The sequence below is a fragment of the Cupriavidus sp. FW305-3-2-15-C-LB2 genome, from assembly GCF_058787575.1.
Genome location: NZ_JBYSZW010000005.1, coordinates 177,423 through 192,299 on the forward strand (window position 1 = coordinate 177,423; position 14,877 = coordinate 192,299).

The following is a 14,877-nucleotide window of genomic DNA, read 5'->3' on the forward strand; positions in this document are numbered from 1 at the left end:
CCCGATGGACACGCACGACTGTCTCGCCCCCCGTCACTCAATCGACCTGTGCTCCCGAGTCCTTGACGACCTTCGCCCATTTCACCAGATCGTCCTTGATCAGAACGCGGAACTGCTCTGGCGTATTGGATGCGGCCTCTGCTCCTTGCGCGGCCAGCTTGTCCTGCACGTCCTTGCTATTCAGGACTTTGGTGGCCTCCGCATGAAGCTGGGCAAGAATTTCCTTTGGCGTACCGGCTGGCGCAAGCAACCCATACCAGGAGACCGCGCTGTACCCGGGAATGGCCTCCCCTATCGCCGGCACCTCGGGAATCAGTCTTGACCGCTTCTCTGTGGCCACGCCAAGTACGCGGAGTTGCCCCGTTTTCACGAACGGCATCACGCCTGGCAAGCTGCCGAACGTTATGGGAACCTGGCCGGCAACCACGTCAGTAGCCGCTGCCGCTGCGCTCTTGTACGGAACGTGAGTAATATCGATGCCAGCCTTTGCCTTCAGCATTTCCCCGAGCAGATGATTCAGCGTGCCATTGCCCGCGGAGGCATAGTCCAGTTTTCCTGGCTTCGACCTGGCCAGGCCAATCAGATCGTGGACAGACCTGGCCTGGATTGCGGGGTTCGTGACCAGCACGTACGGCGCCGTTGCCACCAGCGTAATCGGCTCGAAGTCCTTGACCGGATCAAACGGAATCTTCCGGTATAGCGACGGGTTGATGGTGAACGAACTGCCGACTGTCAGCAGTAGCGTGTAGCCGTCGCGCGGTGCCTTCGCGGCTACCTGGATGCCGATATTGCCACCGGCGCCCGGCCGGTTGTCGACGACAATGGGGTGGCCCAGCACCGCACCGAGTCTTTGCGCCACGATTCTCGCCACGGCATCGTTGGCACCACCAGGCGCTTGTGGAACGACCAGTGTCACCGGCTTCACCGGATACCCACTCGCCCAGCCTGAGCCGCTTATCATTAGCGCCGGAACCAAGCCTCCGGTACGGAGAAGACGCAATGCCTTCCCTTTGATACCTTTCAATTCATGTCTCCTTTGAAGCGGCATGCCACCAGTTGTGAAGCATAAGCAGCAAGCCGTGATTCGATGAGGATGAAAGAGGTGAAGGGTGTCGTAAAGCAATAAATGGCGAGCCTGCCATCGCGTTTGGTGATGGCCGAATGGTGGCTACGGGGCGGATGGTTGGAAGTGAAGCCATGCAGGATGCATCTGACCCGGCCGGACTTTCAGGCGCTAACGCCACGCCTGAAGGGAAGCGCCAGCCAGGCCTGGCCTGCAAGGCAAGGTTGCCGTCATTGCCCGCGCTGGCTACGCTGCAAGCGTGGCGCACGCCAGCTTCTGCGTGACGGCCGGCTGGCCGTCCCCGGCCGGCTTGCTCGCCGTTCCTTGCACATATCCTTCCCGGAGATTGCGGCATGGCCATCCAGCTCAACCACACCATCGTCTTTTCTCACGACAAGAAGGTATCCGCCGACTTCCTCTGCGAGATCCTCGGACGTCCCCCGGCCGAGCCGTTCGGGCCGTTTCTCGGCGTGCGGCTGGACAATGACGTGACCCTGGACTTCATGGACGCGGAGGGCGATGTTGCCCTGCAGCACTATGCCTTCCTGGTCAGCGACGCCGAATTCGATCAGGGCTTTGCCCGCGTCCGCGCGCGCAACCTGACCTACTGGGCGGACCCGTACCGCCGCCGCCCAGGCGAGGTCAACACCGACGATGGCGGCCGTCGGATCTACTTCGAGGATCCGAGCAAGCACTTTCTGGAGATCTTTACGAAGGGCTAGTGTCCTGTCATGAGCCTTTGACGAGACACTGGCGCCCTGCCACGCCAGCTCGATGCTTTGCAGCGTTGACTGCGCTTGGTTGATGCGGTTGCACCCCATAGAATGAAGTTGCGCCTTGGAAAGCGGCTCTGGTTTCTGCCGCATCAAAGGAGGATGTCATGGAACTTCATATGCAATCGCATCGCTACACGCACCGGTGGCCGGACTGGCGTGCGGCGGCGCTGGCGGGCCTCGTCGCCGGGGTGGTATTCCTGGTGCTCGACTTGCTGGCGGCCATGCTGATGGGGGCCAGCGTCTGGAAGCCGCTGACCATGATCGCGGCCATCATGCTGGGCCCTGATGTGCTGGCGCAAGCTGCCACCTTCCAGATGAGCGTGCTGGTAGCGGCCGTGGTGGTCCACTTCGTGCTCTCTGTCGTGTTCGCGGTGATCCTGGCAGCGATCATGGCGCCGTTCCGTTTCGATTCGAGCGTCGGCATGGCCTCGGTGGTGGGGGCGCTGTTCGGCCTGGTCCTGTACCTGGTCAATTTTCACGGCATGACTGCCGTCTTCCCATGGTTTGCCGAAGCGCGAGGCTGGGTGACCGCCATTGCCCACATCGTGTTCGGCCTGGTCGCGGCTGACTCGTATCTGAAACTGGAGCGGCACGTGGATGCGTCCGCCGGCGGAACTGGCGGTACCTAGGAGAGCAAGCGCAAAACGAGCAGCGGCAAGGCGCGCGATCCATGCAGACCGTCGCCTATCCCTATCAGCCAGTGCCTGAACGGGGCACCCTGAGGTGCTTCCTGCTGGCCTTGTTCATGCACCTGCTGCTGGGTGCCCTGCTCTACTATGGCGTGCGCTGGCGCAGCGCGGCGCCGGAGGGTATCGCGGCCGAACTGTGGGAGGCGATCCCGGAAGCCGCAACGCCAGCGCCTGCAATCACGCCGGCGCCAAGCCCGAAGCCGGTCGAAGAGGAAGACGCCGACATCTCGCTGCAGGAAAAGCAGCGCAAGGCCGAGCAGGCCGCGCGCGACCAGGCACAAGCACGGCAGCGCGAGAACCAGGCCCGTGCCGAAGCGGCCCGCAAGGAGGCGCAGCGCAAGGCGACGGAAGCGCAGCGCCAGGCCGACAATGCCCAGCGCCAGGGCGAACTGGCGCGATTGCGGTCGCAGGCGGGCAATTCGGGAACACGGGTCGGCTCCGGCTCCGGCACCAAGCCTTCGTCCGGTTATGCCGAGCGGGTCCGGCAGCGGGTCAAGCCGAACATCATTTTCAATGAAGACGTCAGCGGCAATCCGGCGGCGGTGGTGGCCGTGGGCATGGCGCCGGATGGCTCGGTGCTGTCGACGCGGCTCGCCAAGTCAAGCGGCAATGCGGCCTGGGACAACGCCGTGCTGCGCGCGGTGCAGCGATCCGACCCGCTGCCGCGCGACGAAAACGGCGTTGCACCGTCCAATATCCTCATTACTTTCTGGCCCAAGGACGAAGGCGGCTAGTAGTGCCGCCTCCTGTGCCCTGTCCAGGCGCTACGCCTCTATGTAGCCCTTGCGCAGTTTCTCCGACACCAGCTTGTCCGCCTCGCGCCGTGCCCGCTCGGCGCTGTCGAAGGTCTTCACGCTGGTCTGCCCTGTGCTGCCGATGCGGCCGTAGGTGACGGAGAGCTCCGCCCCGCGTACGCTGACACGCCAGAACTTGCGCGATGTGCCCTGTTCGAAGCGCAGGCTCCGAACCAGTTCCGCTTGCGCAGCCGATGCCGTCGCCGCGTCCGTCCGGGCCTCGCCCGTTGACGCCGGATCCTGCGCCGCGGCCGGCTTCGCCAACGGCACCGGCATCTCGACCTCCACGTCCAGCGCGCGATCCTCGCCATCGGCCAGCATGGCCTCGATGCGGGCCAGCACCGCGTCCCGATCGTCGAGCCAGTCCTTGCCGGGGATGTCCAGCACCCGCCAGCCGAAGCCGCGCAGGACGCCGGGGCGGAACACATAGCGCTCGGCGGTGTCCGTCACCGGCTCGGACGGCGCATCGAGCAGGATCGCCAGCGCGTAGCCTTGTCCCGACGGATCGGCGATGGCCAGGTCGCAGCGGAACTGCGAGCGGCCGACGTTGGCGTGCACCTGGTGGCCGCGCGCACGCAGCGCCTCGGCCAGTGCGTCGCGGACGCTGTCCGGCGTGGCCTCGCGCGTGAAGGCGTCGCGCGCGCCGGGGTTCAGCGCGCCGAGCACCGACTGGGCGCGTTCGAACTGCCCGCGCGCGCTGGCCTGCGCGAACTGCAGGAACGCACGCAGCGCGGCCGCGCCATCGTTGTGCACGTTGGTGATCGCCTCGGCCTGGATCGTCGACACCACCGCCATCCGATGGCGCGCGCGGCTGAAGATCACGTTCAGCCGCTTCTCGCCGCCGCGCTGGTTGATCGGGCCGAAGTTCATCAGCATCTTGCCGTCCGGCCCCGGCGCGTAGCAGATGCTCAGGATGATCACGTCGCGCTCGTCGCCTTGCACGTTCTCCAGGTTCTTGACGAACAGTCCGTTGAACTGGTCGTCGTCCTCGCGCACGTACTCGCGCTCGAGGCGCATCGCGAAGTCCGCGTCCTCGGCGGCCAGCGCCTCGAGCGCGGACTCGATGGCGCCCTGCTGCGCCTCTGAAAACGCCACGATGCCCAGGCTCAGCCCGGTCTCGCGCCGCAGCAGCTCGCGCACGGTCCGGGCGATGTAGTTCGCCTCCTGCGCATTGCGGCGGTCCGCGTAGACGCCGTCGGCCAGCCGGTGGAAGCTGACCGGCCGCGCCAGCAGCGCGTCGGCGCCCGCGATGCCGGCATCTTCCTGGTCCGAACGCAGCGCAGGCGCCTCGTCCTCGGCCTGCTCCAGCAAACGGTCGGGAATGGTGACCAGGCGTCCGTCGTAGAACGCCGCGTTGGAAAAGCTGATCAGCGACTCGTGACGGCTGCGGTAGTGCCACGCCAGCAGCGTGGCGGGCAGGTTGCGCGCGGCCTGGTTCAGCAGGCTGTCCGAATCGAGATTGATCGCGATGCGCTCGCCCTCCTCTTCCACGACGATCTCGTCGTCGCCCTCGGCACCGCCGGCCGTGAAGAAACTTGTCGGCGGCAGCTGCATCTCGTCGCCGACCACCACCACCTGGCGCGCGCGGCTCAGCGCCGGCACGGCCTCCTCGGTCGGAATCTGGCTGGCCTCGTCGAAGATCACCACGTCGAACAGATCAGGCGACAGCGGCAGCGTGTCGGACACCGACAATGGACTCATCAGCCAGATCGGCTTCAGGTCGTTGATGACGAGGCCGGTCTCGTCGTCGCAGAGATCGCGGATCGAGCGGTGGCGCATGCTCTTGCCGAACTCGTGCTCCAGTTCGCGGCGACCCGTGGCGTATTGTTTCTTGAACGCCTTGCCGTCGGCGTCCAGCATCGTGGCCGACAGCGAGGACACGCGCACGTGCTCGGCAAACTGCCGGTGCCGCGTGGCGCGAACCACTTGCGCGTTCAGCGCGAGCAGTTCACGCTGCCCTTGCGCCACGGCGCGCGCAGCCTGCGCCAGCGCCGCGCCGCCAAAGCGCGCCAGCACCGGGTTCTCGCGCGTGAGACGGCGCAGTGCCTCATCGGCGACCAGCGCCTCGAGCTGCACCGGTGCGTGATCGAGCCACTGCAGCGTGGCGGCACAGGCGGGGTCGCCCGCATGCACCGCTCGCAACAGCGGCAACAGGTCTGGCAGGTCGTCCAGCGCCTCGCGCAGGTCGCGCAGCAGTTCGGCGATGTCGCCGAGGCGCGCATCGGCGGCCAGCGCCAGCCCGTCGCGTACACGCTGCGCGAGCTTCTCCAGCGACTCGCGCGCACCGGCCTCGGCGCGCGCCGCCGCGACCGGGTCGACAGCCTGGCGCAAGTGCGCGACCAGTTCGCGCGGGCCTGCGCCCGACTGCAGGCGCCGCTCGAGTTCGCCGAGCGCGCGCAGGAAAGCCCGCATCTCGCCGACCCCGTAGCGGCGGCGGCTGTCGGCATCGGCCGCCGCCAGCGCGGCGCTCGCGGCGTGCTCAGCGGCCAGCGCTTCCAGCACCTTGCCGTAGCCCGGATGGACGGCGTGCTTGCCGAAGTCATAGCGGCGCTTCAGTTCGCCGCGCAGCCGCCACCATGCGGGCTGCAGCCAGCGCGCGAACGACGGCTCCAGCCGCCGCGCGAGCGCCAGCGCCGATTCGGTATCGCCGGGGCTCAGCTTGTCCTGCCAGTTAGACGTTGCGGCTTGCGCGTCGGCGAGTGCCTGTGCGCGCGACTCCAGCTCCGCGCGGATCTCGCGCAGCGCGGCTTGCGCCGGCGAGGCCGCATCGAGCAGGTCCAGATGCGCGGCCAGGCCCGTGTCGAGCAGCCACTGGCTGTCGGCGGCGATTACGCGTGCCTGCTCCAGCGCGGTGTCCTGGCCGGTCAGGCTGGCGGTACTGTCGAGCAGCGGGTCGAGCGCATCGAACAGCGCCTCGGCGTCATGGCACAGCTGCTCGGCGCGGCCATAGGCGCGCTCGTCGGCCAGCAGTTGCGGCGACAGGCGCGCGAACGGGTGCGCGGCCAGGCTGTCGACACCGAAGCGCTCGCGCATCGCGCGGTGCACGCGGTGCGCGAGATCGCGCTGACGGTCCCAGGCGGCCAGCGCCGGCAGGCGCTCGCGCAGCGCAGGCCCTGCCTCGGGCACAGCGGGCAACGCGGCCACGCGGCGCAGCAACGCACGCACGCTGTCGCCGAGTGCCTCGGGCGCGCTGGCCATCGCCGACTCGAATGCGTCGATGCGCTGCTGGTATGCGGCCAGCGCCTCGACGACCTGCGTGCGGCGCGCAGCCAGCGCGTCGCCATCGTGCGGCTGCGCGATCCACTGCTCGTAGCAGGCACGCAGGTCGGCAATAAAGGCCTTCTTGTCGGTCTGCGAGTCGTGGATCAGGGAGCACAGCGAGTCCAGCCCGCTTTGCTTGAGCCGGTGGAACACCACGTCGAGCGCGGCGCGCTTCTCGCAGACGAACAGCACGCGTTTGCCGCGGCCCGCGTAGTCGGCGATCAGGTTGGTGATGGTCTGCGACTTGCCAGTGCCCGGCGGGCCCTGGATGATGAAGCTGCGCTGGCTGCGCGCGAGGCCGACCGCGGCGTTCTGCGTCGCATCGGCCGCCACCACGTTCCACTGCTCGGCCGGTGCGAGCGGCGCGGGCACTTGCGTCTCCACGTCGCGCGGATCGATCGAGAACACGCGGTCGAATGCCGGATTGGCGCCGGGCTCGTCCAGCAACTGCGCGTAGTCGCGCACCAGCGACATCTTGCGGTAGTTGAAGTTGGCGAGCGTCACCTGCGTCAGGTCCAGGTCCCAGGCATAACGGTGGCCTTCGGACTCCTCGAGCACGTAGCCCTGGCACTCGTCGCTTTCCGCGGCGGCGGGGCCGCTCATGTGTGGCTGGCGCGGACCGGCGCCCGGTGCGGCGCCCGCCTCGAAGCGCTGCGGCAGCTCGCTCGGCCGCACCCAGTGCTCGAACAGCGCGCGTCCCAGCGGCCGGTAGTCGTCCTGCGCATAGCTGTACGGCGGCAGCCAGCCACCGGTGCGCGCGGCGGCCGGGCCCGGCTTGCGGCGCTGGAACTGCTGCATCCGCTGCAGCGCCTTCTGCCGCACCAGCCGCACCGCGGCCTTGTCGACCAGGCGCAGCTCCACTGACGGTTCCGAGCGGCGGATCTGCGCGAGGATGCCGGCATGGATCTCCTCGAGCGAGGTCTTGCCGAGATCCACCGTCTCATCCAGCCGGATGTCGTACAGCTGGCTCAGGTAGTGGCGCAGCACCGGGTTGAACTCGGCCTCGCCGCCCGCGCACTGGATCACGTACTGGTCGCGCACGCCCTTGCGTTTGACCAGCTCCACCGGCAGCCACAGCAGCGGCGTCACGATGCGCTCGTCCGGCGCCTCCTTCAGGTTGTGCCAGCGCAGGAACGCCACCACCAGGCGCAGGTTGCTGAAGCCGTACTCGGCGCGGTCGCGGCGGGTCTCGGCGATCAGGCGGTCCAGCGACGCCGGCAGGTAGGGCTGGTCGTCGAAGCGCAGCCAGCGCTGCAGCGACACCGGCTTGCCCGCCACCAGGTCGGCTGCGAACGGTCCGCCCCAGGTGCAGATATGCTCGGGCCGCACGCTTTCGATCTGCAGCATCAGCGGCACGCTGGCCACGGTGACGTTGACGCTGACCGCGGTCGGACGGAAATGCAGCAGGCGGTTGCGCCGCGACAGATCGAACAGGCGGTCGCGCAGGTGCGTGAGCACGGCGGCGCGGCGCGGCGTGGCACCGGTCGTGCCGGCCAGCGCACGCTCGACGTCCAGGCCGAGTGGCTGGTCGCGCCACGTGCGCAGCCGGGTCGCCAGCGCGGCGACATCGGTGGCGCGGTCGTGGCGGTTGATCTCGGTCATCTCGACGATCACCGCGGCGACGATCGGATGCAAGCGCTCATGCAGCAGGAACAGGTTGCGGCGATGCGCCACGAAACTGCGCAGGTCGTCCTCGTCGGCGAAGTCCAGGCCGCAGGCCAGGCTCGCCAGCACCATGCCGAGCAGGAAGATGTCGCCGATTTCGTCGTGGTGGCCGACGAGCCGTTCCCAGCTGGCCGGGCCGGGCAGGTAGACCGGGCGCGCGACGGGCGCCGTAGCGTCAAGCTGCAGCGCCAGGTCGGCCTGGTCGCGCTGTCCGTCGTCGGCATGGCCGAGCTGCAGCGCGCCGACGATGTTCAGGCCCGAGGCCGGATGCGGCTGCACGCGATGCACCGCGCCGATGTCCATGACGGGCGCCTCGCCATCGGGCCGGCGCAGGCGCAGCGCCCCATCCTCGTCCACCAGGATGCTGTCGCGATCGAGCGCGGCCACCCTGCCCTGCGCGTGCAGCGTGGCAACCTGCGCGAACAGCGGCAGCACCAGCACCAGGACGTCGTCGGTGGGCAGCGCCGCGCCCGCCTGCGCCTCGATCAGGGCGCGCAGCATGCGCGGCTCCCCGCTGCCGGTCATATCCGGAATGGTATTGGTGCCGTGGGTCGTGCTGTCAGTCATGCCCGGCCCTCCCTGGCCAGTTCGCGGTGGAGTTGGCGCTGGTAGCGGTCCAGCTCGCGCTTGCCGAAGCCGGCGTCGCGGCGCAGGTTGCCATGCAGCGCTTCCAGGCTGCCGAGCGCCTGCGCCACCTGGCCGGCGCGCAGCAGCGCCGCGTCCTGCTGGTCGGGGTCGGCGAGCGCCAGGTCCATCATCAGCGCGTTGAGGTAGCCGCGCACGCTGTCGTCGGCCACGTCCGGCCCCAACCCCTCGGGGCCGATCGCTGGTTCGTCGTCGCGCCAGTCGGGGAACATCATGCGTACTTGCGCGAGTACTGCCTCGCTCGCCAGCGGCGTGCAGGCGAGGAAGTGGGCCAGGAAGCCGCGCGTCAGCGCCTGCAGGCGGATCTGTCCCGGCAGGTCCAGCTTCTCCAGCGCCAGCGGGCCGTGCAGCCGGGTTTCGATCCATGGATCGAGATCGGCCGCGCCCTCCCACCACAGCGCCAGTGCGCGCGCCCGGATAAAGGTCTCGGGATGGCTGTGGGCGGCGCTCGCGCCCGCTTCGTGGGCCTCGATCTCGGCCGCCTGGCGCAGGTAGGCGGCCGCGTCCACGCTGCCGATGCCGGTCTGCACCTTGACCAGCGTCGACACGGCCGGCGCCACCGCACGGGCGGCCACGGCGCCGCCGCGGTCGGCGAACAGCTCGGTGTGCAGCGCGTAGCGGCGCCAGGTCTCGCGATGGCTGGCGCTGGCGCCGGGCGCGGCCAGCGCGTCGTTCAGGATGCGGTCAGCCACCAGGAACTGGCCGTCGTCGCGCGACCACAGCAGGTAGTGGGCCAGTTCGTGGCCGAACACCGCCAGCAGCTCCGGCGGCGACAGCCGATCCAGCAGCGGCCCCTGCAGGATGATGTGGACCTCGCCCGGCACGTAGACCAGCGACGCGTTCATGTCATGGCCCGGCGACTGGTAAAGCGTCGCGGGGGCGTCGATGCCGAGGCGCGCCATCGCCTCGGCCAGCGCCGCGTGCACGTCGGCATGTGCGTCCGCCTCGATGCGGTAGGTGTCGCGCAGCAGCATCGAGCGCAGTGCCTCGCGGTGATCGGCGCCGGTCGCGCGGGCGCCGGCCCAGCGCCAGACCTCGGGCTCATGGCGGCGCAGGTAGTCGACCACCGTTGCGTGATAGGCAAGCGGCACCAGCGCGCCGCGATCCGGGGCGTGAGAGTCCATGCGGGACATTCCAGGGTTGCGTGGAAGCCGATTCTACAGGGGGAGCATGGCGTTGGCGCCGTCCATCAGCGCGGGCAATGCCCGCACTGGCCTGGCGAGCATGACGTTGTCGGGAGCAGTTGGAGGCGGGGATGCCGGCGCGAGAAGCGGCTGATGGCTGAAGCTGTTGGTTTGGGTGGGCGGCTGATACGCCGCAAGTTTGTTTCTGCCCAACATTTGCTCCGCCAGCCGGGCGGAATTCGCTGATGACGGGGCTGCGACTCCATTTTTGTCGGTCCGCATCCGGTGGCACAGCTTCTGCGTATAAGCGAGAGGACGCCCGCCGCGTTCTGCCCTCCTTACCGCAAATCGGAGTACCGCCATGATCCGCCAGCTCGCCAACACGATCTTCGCCACCGCCGCGATTGCAGTCGCCTGCACTGCCGGCATTGCCCATGCCGCCGCCCGCGACAGCGCTCCTGCCGGCGACAAGTCCGGCTACACCTTCCGCGTCGACATGCGCGACGTCTATAGCGAAGCTGCGCGGGCCGGCCGCTTCGACGTCTTCATCGACGGTACTCGCGTTGAGGCTTCACCCGCCAACGAGCAGTCCGTTTCCGGCCTCGACCGCAGTGGCGTGTCGGCCGACCCTGCCCGCAAATTCGACATCTACACCGACGGCGCGCTGGCCGGCATGGACCGCAGCGGGGTATCGGCAGATCCCGCGCGCAAGTTCGACGTCTATACCGATGGCGCCCTGGCATAAGCCCGTGCATAGCAAGCCTGCCTCAGGCAGGCAGCCATCGTCAAACGCGCTTACGCGCCCTTTGGAACGTATTTCTCCCGGCTCCAAAGGGCGCTTTTTTGCTGGCCGGAGCCCGCGTCAGCCCAGCTCGGGGTAGTCGACGTAGCCGTGCGCACCGTTGCCGCCGTACAGCGACGCGTCTTCAAACGGACGGTTCAGCGGCTTGTTTTCGCGGAAGCGGCGCGGCAGGTCGGGGTTGGTGATCATCTTGCGGCCGAACGAGACCATGTCGGCACTGCCACGGCGAATCGCCTCTTCGGCCATCTCCTTGGAGTAGCCGTTGTTGACCATCCATACGCCGGTGTACAGGCGGTGCAGCGCTTCATAGTCGAACGGGGCGTTGTCGCGCGGGCCGCCGGTGTGGCCTTCCACGACATGGATATACACCGGATGCAGCTTCTCCAGTTCACGCACGACATATTCGAACAGTGGCTGTGGGTTGCTCTCCAGCGCGTCGTTGACGGGCGAGACCGGCGCCAGGCGAACGCCGACCCGGTCGGCACCAATCTCCTTAACCACGGCAGCCATGACTTCGAGCAGGAAGCGCGCGCGGTTTTCGATGCTGCCGCCATACGCGTCGGTGCGATTGTTCGTGCCATCGCGCAGGAAGGCGTCAAGCAGGTAGCCGTGCGCGCCATGGACTTCGACACCGTCGAAGCCGGCCTGGACGGCATTGGCTGCAGCGGTGCGGAAGTCGTCGACAATACCAGCGATCTCGGCCGTCTCGAGCGCGCGCGGGACCGAGCATTCGACGTAGCCTTTGCCATTGATATAGGTCTTGGCATTGGCAGCGATGGCCGACGGTGCGACCGGGGCCTGGTTGTCCGGCTGGAAGTGCGTGTGCGACATGCGGCCGGTGTGCCAGATCTGCAGGAAGATCCTGCCGCCCTTAGCGTGGACCGCATCGGTCACCTTCTTCCAGGCAGCAATCTGCTCGGGGGTGTAGACGCCCGGCGTATTGGTGTAGCCCTGGGCAGTGGTCGAGACCTGGGTGGCTTCAGCGATGATCAGGCCTACGCTGGCGCGCTGGCTGTAGTACTCGACCACCATGTCGGTCGGCACCAGGTTGTCGTCGGCCCGGCTGCGCGTGAGCGGCGCCATGGCCATGCGGTTGGCCAGTTCGAGCTTGCCCAGCTTGATTGGCTGGAACAGCGCGTCGGCGAGGAAGGCTTCGTTCTGTACACCCATGAATCACTTACTCCGTAGTTGGTCTATGGCTTGTTGCGGCGAGAACCGCCGTTAGCGGCCGGCTGGAACAGGTGGTCAAACATCAGGTCGACGCTGCGGCGCAGCGGCTCGACAGAGCATTCGAGCTTCATGCGCAGCAAGGCGCCCTCCCAGGCATCCCACGCCAGCCCGGATAGCTCGGCAGCCGCTATGTCGGCACGGATATCGCCGTGCGCCTGGGCCTCGCAGATCATGCTGGCGAGGCGTTCGCGCCACGCCAGTTGCGCGGATTGCAGGGCGGCCCGGCAGACTTCGCTCGACAAGGCAATCTCCGCCGCGAAGTTACCTATCAGACACCCAGCCTGCAGCTTCCTCGATTCGTGGTACGCAATCATCCGGGCAAAGACATAGCGGATCGCTGCCATTGGCGCAGACGGCGCCTCATCGATCATCGCCTCCCACGACCGCTGCAGGAAACCCGCGTATTGCGCGACGATGACCGCCGCGAACGCTTCCTTGCTCTCGAAATGGTTGTAGAACGACCCCTTCGGCACGCCGGCGTGGTCGGTGATCTGCTGGATGCCGGTGGCGTTGTAGCCGTGGCGCGTAAACAGTTCGCGCCCCGCCTTCGTCAAACGGTTGGGGATGTCGGTCTTGTCTGCAGTGCGTGCCATGGCGGAATAATATGACCAGTCGTCTTAAGATGTCAAACGGCACTGCGCAAGCGTAGGCAAGGACGCATTTCCGGCCCTCTTCCGGGCACACGATATTTTTCCTTGACAAGGGAAGCTCCATGTTCCAATATGCATTCCATCGCATGCGATCTAAGCGTATGCGATTCAAATACAACTGACAACCACCAGAGATCCATTCCATGAGCAAGATCGAAAAAGTCCTCGCCACCGGCAAGACCCACACCATGCACAGCAGCGCCGGCGTTACCTCACGCGGCCACAACGGCACGCTGGACATCGCGCTGTCGCCCGGCAACAGCACCACCCCGGCGCACGTGTTCACGACCGTCCAACCCCACCCGACCGCGGAACAACTGTTCGCGGGCGCCTGGTCGGCGTGCTACATCGCCGCGGTCGGCCTCGTGGCCAAGGAGATGAAGCTGGAACTGCCGTCCGACCTGGCCGTGGACATCGAAGTCGACCTGGGCCAGACCGGCGCGGAATACTTCCTGCAAGCACGCCTGAATCTGCGCGCGCCGGGCCTGCCGCAGGAAGTCGCTACGCAACTCGCTCACGCCGCCGATGCGATCTGCCCCTACTCGAAGGCAACCCGCGGCAATATCGAGGTGGCGCTGAACGTGTTTACGTCGTAACTCCCTGACCTTTTCGTTATTTCCAATTAGTCGTATGCGATGTAATCGGATACGACTAAACATCACCTGATACAAGGATGCATACCATGACCACGCTCACCTCCATCGCCCGCTACACCGTTGTCGCCGCCGCCCTGTTGACCGCCGCCGCCGCGCAAGCCGCCGGTTCGGCGCGCGACCCTTTCACCGAGGGCGCCCGCTCGGTCACCAGCGCAGCCGATCCGTACACCGACGGCGCACGCTCGGTACACGGCACGCGCAGCCCGTACTACGACGGCGCCCGCGGCAAGGTCGACCCTTACCTCGACGGCGCACGCGCCTGAGACCGCGTAGCGCCGCGGAGGCCAGATTGTGCGCACGATTCTCTGCCGGTTCCGGGCGCCCTTCCCTCGGGCTCCAGGAACTGCCGCGGAAAGTTATCGCACCTGCGATAAAATCGCATACGATCTATAATCGACGCTTGCGATCCATCCGTCTTTGGCCAACGAGGCAGCAAATGAAACCCACCGACAAGCCCGCCGCAACCCCGACGCTCTCGGACTTCCTGTGCTTCGCGGTCTATTCCGCGAACCTCGCCTTCGGCAAGGCCTACAAACCGGTCCTTGAGCAACTGGGGCTGACCTATACGCAATACATCACCATCGTTGCGCTATGGGAGCAGGACGACCAGACCGTCGGCAGCCTGGGAGAGAAGCTGTTTCTCGAATCGAACACCCTGACGCCGATCCTGAAGAAGCTGGAGGCGATGGGCTATGTGGAGCGGCAGCGCGACCCCGAAGACGAGCGCCAGGTACGTGTGCGCCTGACCAAGGCCGGCCGCAAGCTGCGCGAGCGGCGCCTGGAATCCAGCCTCGCCGGAGCGACCGGCCTGGCCCCGGACGAATTCGCCCGGATCCAGAAGGCAGTTGCGTCGCTGCGCAACAACCTGATCCAGTCGGTGAAAGACAGCGAATGAACCAGCACACAGGATCCATAGCCATGACCAGCACAGCCGCCCAGTACAGCCCGATCAGCTGCGAGTTCCACGATCGCCTGGAAGACCTCGCCACCGTGCGCAGGCCCACGCAGATCCACTACCGCGACGCCGATGGCTTGCTCCAGCAGCGCACCGCGACCATTGCCGACGTGTACAGCCTGGGCGGCGCCGAATATCTGACGCTCAAGACTGGCGAGACCCTGCGCCTGGACCAGCTCATGGAAGTCGACGGCGAGAAGCTGGCGGACTACTGAGCCCGCAAGATTCCGAGCCGGAAAAGACAAAACCCCTCGCAGCACACGCTGTCGAGGGGTTTTGGGAATAAGAGCCTGGCGATGACCTACTTTCACACGGGAATCCGCACTATCATCGGCGCGGAGCTGTTTCACGGACCTGTTCGGGATGGGAAGGGGTGGTTCCAGCTCGCTATGGTCACCAGGCATGAGGGGTTGCAGCGCTGAGGTTGAGGTCAACGCTGCGAATAGGGATGTAGTTGGGGTTGTGCGTATCTGGCACAAGGCGATCGACTCACCAGGCAAAACACACTGGTTATAGGATCAAGCCTTACGGGCAATTAGTACTGGTTAGCTTAACGCATTACTGCGC

General features: G+C 66.8%; 13 protein-coding genes and 1 rRNA gene. 8 read left to right on the forward strand and 6 right to left on the reverse strand.

Annotation, left to right across the window (positions count from 1 at the left end; all coding sequences use genetic code 11):
• Nucleotides 1–37: 37 nt before the first annotated feature.
• On the reverse strand, nt 38–1,024 hold the full coding sequence (locus AC3WRR_RS06540; RefSeq protein ID WP_492296481.1) for a tripartite tricarboxylate transporter substrate binding protein: 987 nt from the start codon (nt 1,022–1,024) through the stop codon (nt 38–40).
• Between the two features lie 392 nt (nt 1,025–1,416).
• Here AC3WRR_RS06540 and AC3WRR_RS06545 point away from each other — a divergent pair, with 392 nt between their 5' ends.
• From AC3WRR_RS06545 to tolA, 3 genes are all read left to right on the forward strand, one after another.
• Nucleotides 1,417–1,785 carry a VOC family protein gene (locus AC3WRR_RS06545; RefSeq protein WP_010811769.1) on the forward strand — a complete coding sequence of 123 codons (369 nt, stop codon included), beginning with the start codon at nt 1,417–1,419 and terminating at the stop codon, nt 1,783–1,785.
• A gap of 158 nt (nt 1,786–1,943) precedes the next feature.
• The gene (locus AC3WRR_RS06550; protein WP_010811768.1) at nt 1,944–2,468 is read left to right on the forward strand and encodes a hypothetical protein; all 525 of its coding nucleotides are present in this window, start codon (nt 1,944–1,946) and stop codon (nt 2,466–2,468) included.
• Nucleotides 2,469–2,509: 41 nt separating this feature from the next.
• Nucleotides 2,510–3,262: a cell envelope integrity protein TolA gene (gene tolA, locus AC3WRR_RS06555; protein ID WP_010811767.1), complete on the forward strand. Its 753-nt coding sequence runs from the start codon at nt 2,510–2,512 to the stop codon at nt 3,260–3,262.
• Between the two features lie 30 nt (nt 3,263–3,292).
• Here the strand turns inward: tolA and AC3WRR_RS06560 are convergent, their stop codons facing one another.
• Together AC3WRR_RS06560 and AC3WRR_RS06565 are read right to left on the reverse strand one after the other, a co-directional pair.
• The gene (locus AC3WRR_RS06560; protein WP_492296483.1) at nt 3,293–8,815 is read right to left on the reverse strand and encodes an AAA domain-containing protein; all 5,523 of its coding nucleotides are present in this window, start codon (nt 8,813–8,815) and stop codon (nt 3,293–3,295) included.
• Nucleotides 8,812–10,017, reverse strand: coding sequence for a M48 family metalloprotease (locus tag AC3WRR_RS06565; RefSeq protein WP_492296485.1), 1,206 nt, complete (start codon nt 10,015–10,017; stop codon nt 8,812–8,814). Before AC3WRR_RS06565 ends, AC3WRR_RS06560 begins: the two co-directional genes overlap by 4 nt.
• A gap of 361 nt (nt 10,018–10,378) precedes the next feature.
• Here AC3WRR_RS06565 and AC3WRR_RS06570 point away from each other — a divergent pair, with 361 nt between their 5' ends.
• A complete protein-coding gene (locus tag AC3WRR_RS06570) occupies nt 10,379–10,762 on the forward strand; it encodes a hypothetical protein (RefSeq protein WP_492296487.1) in 384 nt (127 codons plus the stop codon).
• 117 nt (nt 10,763–10,879) lie between these two features.
• Here AC3WRR_RS06570 and AC3WRR_RS06575 read toward each other — a convergent pair whose 3' ends face one another.
• Together AC3WRR_RS06575 and AC3WRR_RS06580 are read right to left on the reverse strand one after the other, a co-directional pair.
• On the reverse strand, nt 10,880–11,989 hold the full coding sequence (locus AC3WRR_RS06575) for an alkene reductase (protein WP_011615218.1): 1,110 nt from the start codon (nt 11,987–11,989) through the stop codon (nt 10,880–10,882).
• Between the two features lie 23 nt (nt 11,990–12,012).
• Nucleotides 12,013–12,642 carry a TetR/AcrR family transcriptional regulator gene (locus tag AC3WRR_RS06580; RefSeq protein WP_010811762.1) on the reverse strand — a complete coding sequence of 210 codons (630 nt, stop codon included), beginning with the start codon at nt 12,640–12,642 and terminating at the stop codon, nt 12,013–12,015.
• Nucleotides 12,643–12,842: 200 nt separating this feature from the next.
• Here AC3WRR_RS06580 and AC3WRR_RS06585 point away from each other — a divergent pair, with 200 nt between their 5' ends.
• The 4 genes from AC3WRR_RS06585 to AC3WRR_RS06600 all read left to right on the forward strand — a co-directional run bounded on the left by AC3WRR_RS06585 (nt 12,843) and on the right by AC3WRR_RS06600 (nt 14,525).
• Nucleotides 12,843–13,295 (forward strand): Ohr family peroxiredoxin, encoded by a 453-nt coding sequence (locus AC3WRR_RS06585; protein ID WP_492296489.1) that lies wholly within the window; start codon nt 12,843–12,845, stop codon nt 13,293–13,295.
• A gap of 77 nt (nt 13,296–13,372) precedes the next feature.
• On the forward strand, nt 13,373–13,618 hold the full coding sequence (locus AC3WRR_RS06590) for a hypothetical protein (protein WP_234788249.1): 246 nt from the start codon (nt 13,373–13,375) through the stop codon (nt 13,616–13,618).
• A 173-nt stretch (nt 13,619–13,791) separates the two neighbouring features.
• Nucleotides 13,792–14,250, forward strand: a complete 459-nt coding sequence (locus AC3WRR_RS06595; RefSeq protein ID WP_018314951.1) for a MarR family winged helix-turn-helix transcriptional regulator — start codon at nt 13,792–13,794, stop codon at nt 14,248–14,250.
• A gap of 23 nt (nt 14,251–14,273) precedes the next feature.
• Complete coding sequence (locus AC3WRR_RS06600) at nt 14,274–14,525, forward strand: hypothetical protein (protein WP_492296492.1); 252 nt, start codon at nt 14,274–14,276, stop codon at nt 14,523–14,525.
• 73 nt (nt 14,526–14,598) lie between these two features.
• Here AC3WRR_RS06600 and rrf read toward each other — a convergent pair.
• Nucleotides 14,599–14,711, reverse strand: a 5S ribosomal RNA gene (gene rrf, locus AC3WRR_RS06605).
• Nucleotides 14,712–14,877: the final 166 nt, after the last annotated feature.

Bases quoted from the DNA above. Each gene is read 5' to 3' on its own strand.
- AC3WRR_RS06545 (WP_010811769.1), top strand. From the start codon at position 1,417: ATGGCCATCCAGCTCAACCACACCATCGTCTTTTCTCACGACAAGAAG.
- AC3WRR_RS06550 (WP_010811768.1), top strand. From the start codon at position 1,944: ATGGAACTTCATATGCAATCGCATCGCTACACGCACCGGTGGCCGGAC.
- tolA (WP_010811767.1), top strand. From the start codon at position 2,510: ATGCAGACCGTCGCCTATCCCTATCAGCCAGTGCCTGAACGGGGCACC.
- AC3WRR_RS06560 (WP_492296483.1), bottom strand. From the start codon at position 8,815: ATGACTGACAGCACGACCCACGGCACCAATACCATTCCGGATATGACC.
- AC3WRR_RS06565 (WP_492296485.1), bottom strand. From the start codon at position 10,017: ATGGACTCTCACGCCCCGGATCGCGGCGCGCTGGTGCCGCTTGCCTAT.
- AC3WRR_RS06570 (WP_492296487.1), top strand. From the start codon at position 10,379: ATGATCCGCCAGCTCGCCAACACGATCTTCGCCACCGCCGCGATTGCA.
- AC3WRR_RS06575 (WP_011615218.1), bottom strand. From the start codon at position 11,989: ATGGGTGTACAGAACGAAGCCTTCCTCGCCGACGCGCTGTTCCAGCCA.
- AC3WRR_RS06580 (WP_010811762.1), bottom strand. From the start codon at position 12,642: ATGGCACGCACTGCAGACAAGACCGACATCCCCAACCGTTTGACGAAG.
- AC3WRR_RS06585 (WP_492296489.1), top strand. From the start codon at position 12,843: ATGAGCAAGATCGAAAAAGTCCTCGCCACCGGCAAGACCCACACCATG.
- AC3WRR_RS06590 (WP_234788249.1), top strand. From the start codon at position 13,373: ATGCATACCATGACCACGCTCACCTCCATCGCCCGCTACACCGTTGTC.
- AC3WRR_RS06595 (WP_018314951.1), top strand. From the start codon at position 13,792: ATGAAACCCACCGACAAGCCCGCCGCAACCCCGACGCTCTCGGACTTC.
- AC3WRR_RS06600 (WP_492296492.1), top strand. From the start codon at position 14,274: ATGACCAGCACAGCCGCCCAGTACAGCCCGATCAGCTGCGAGTTCCAC.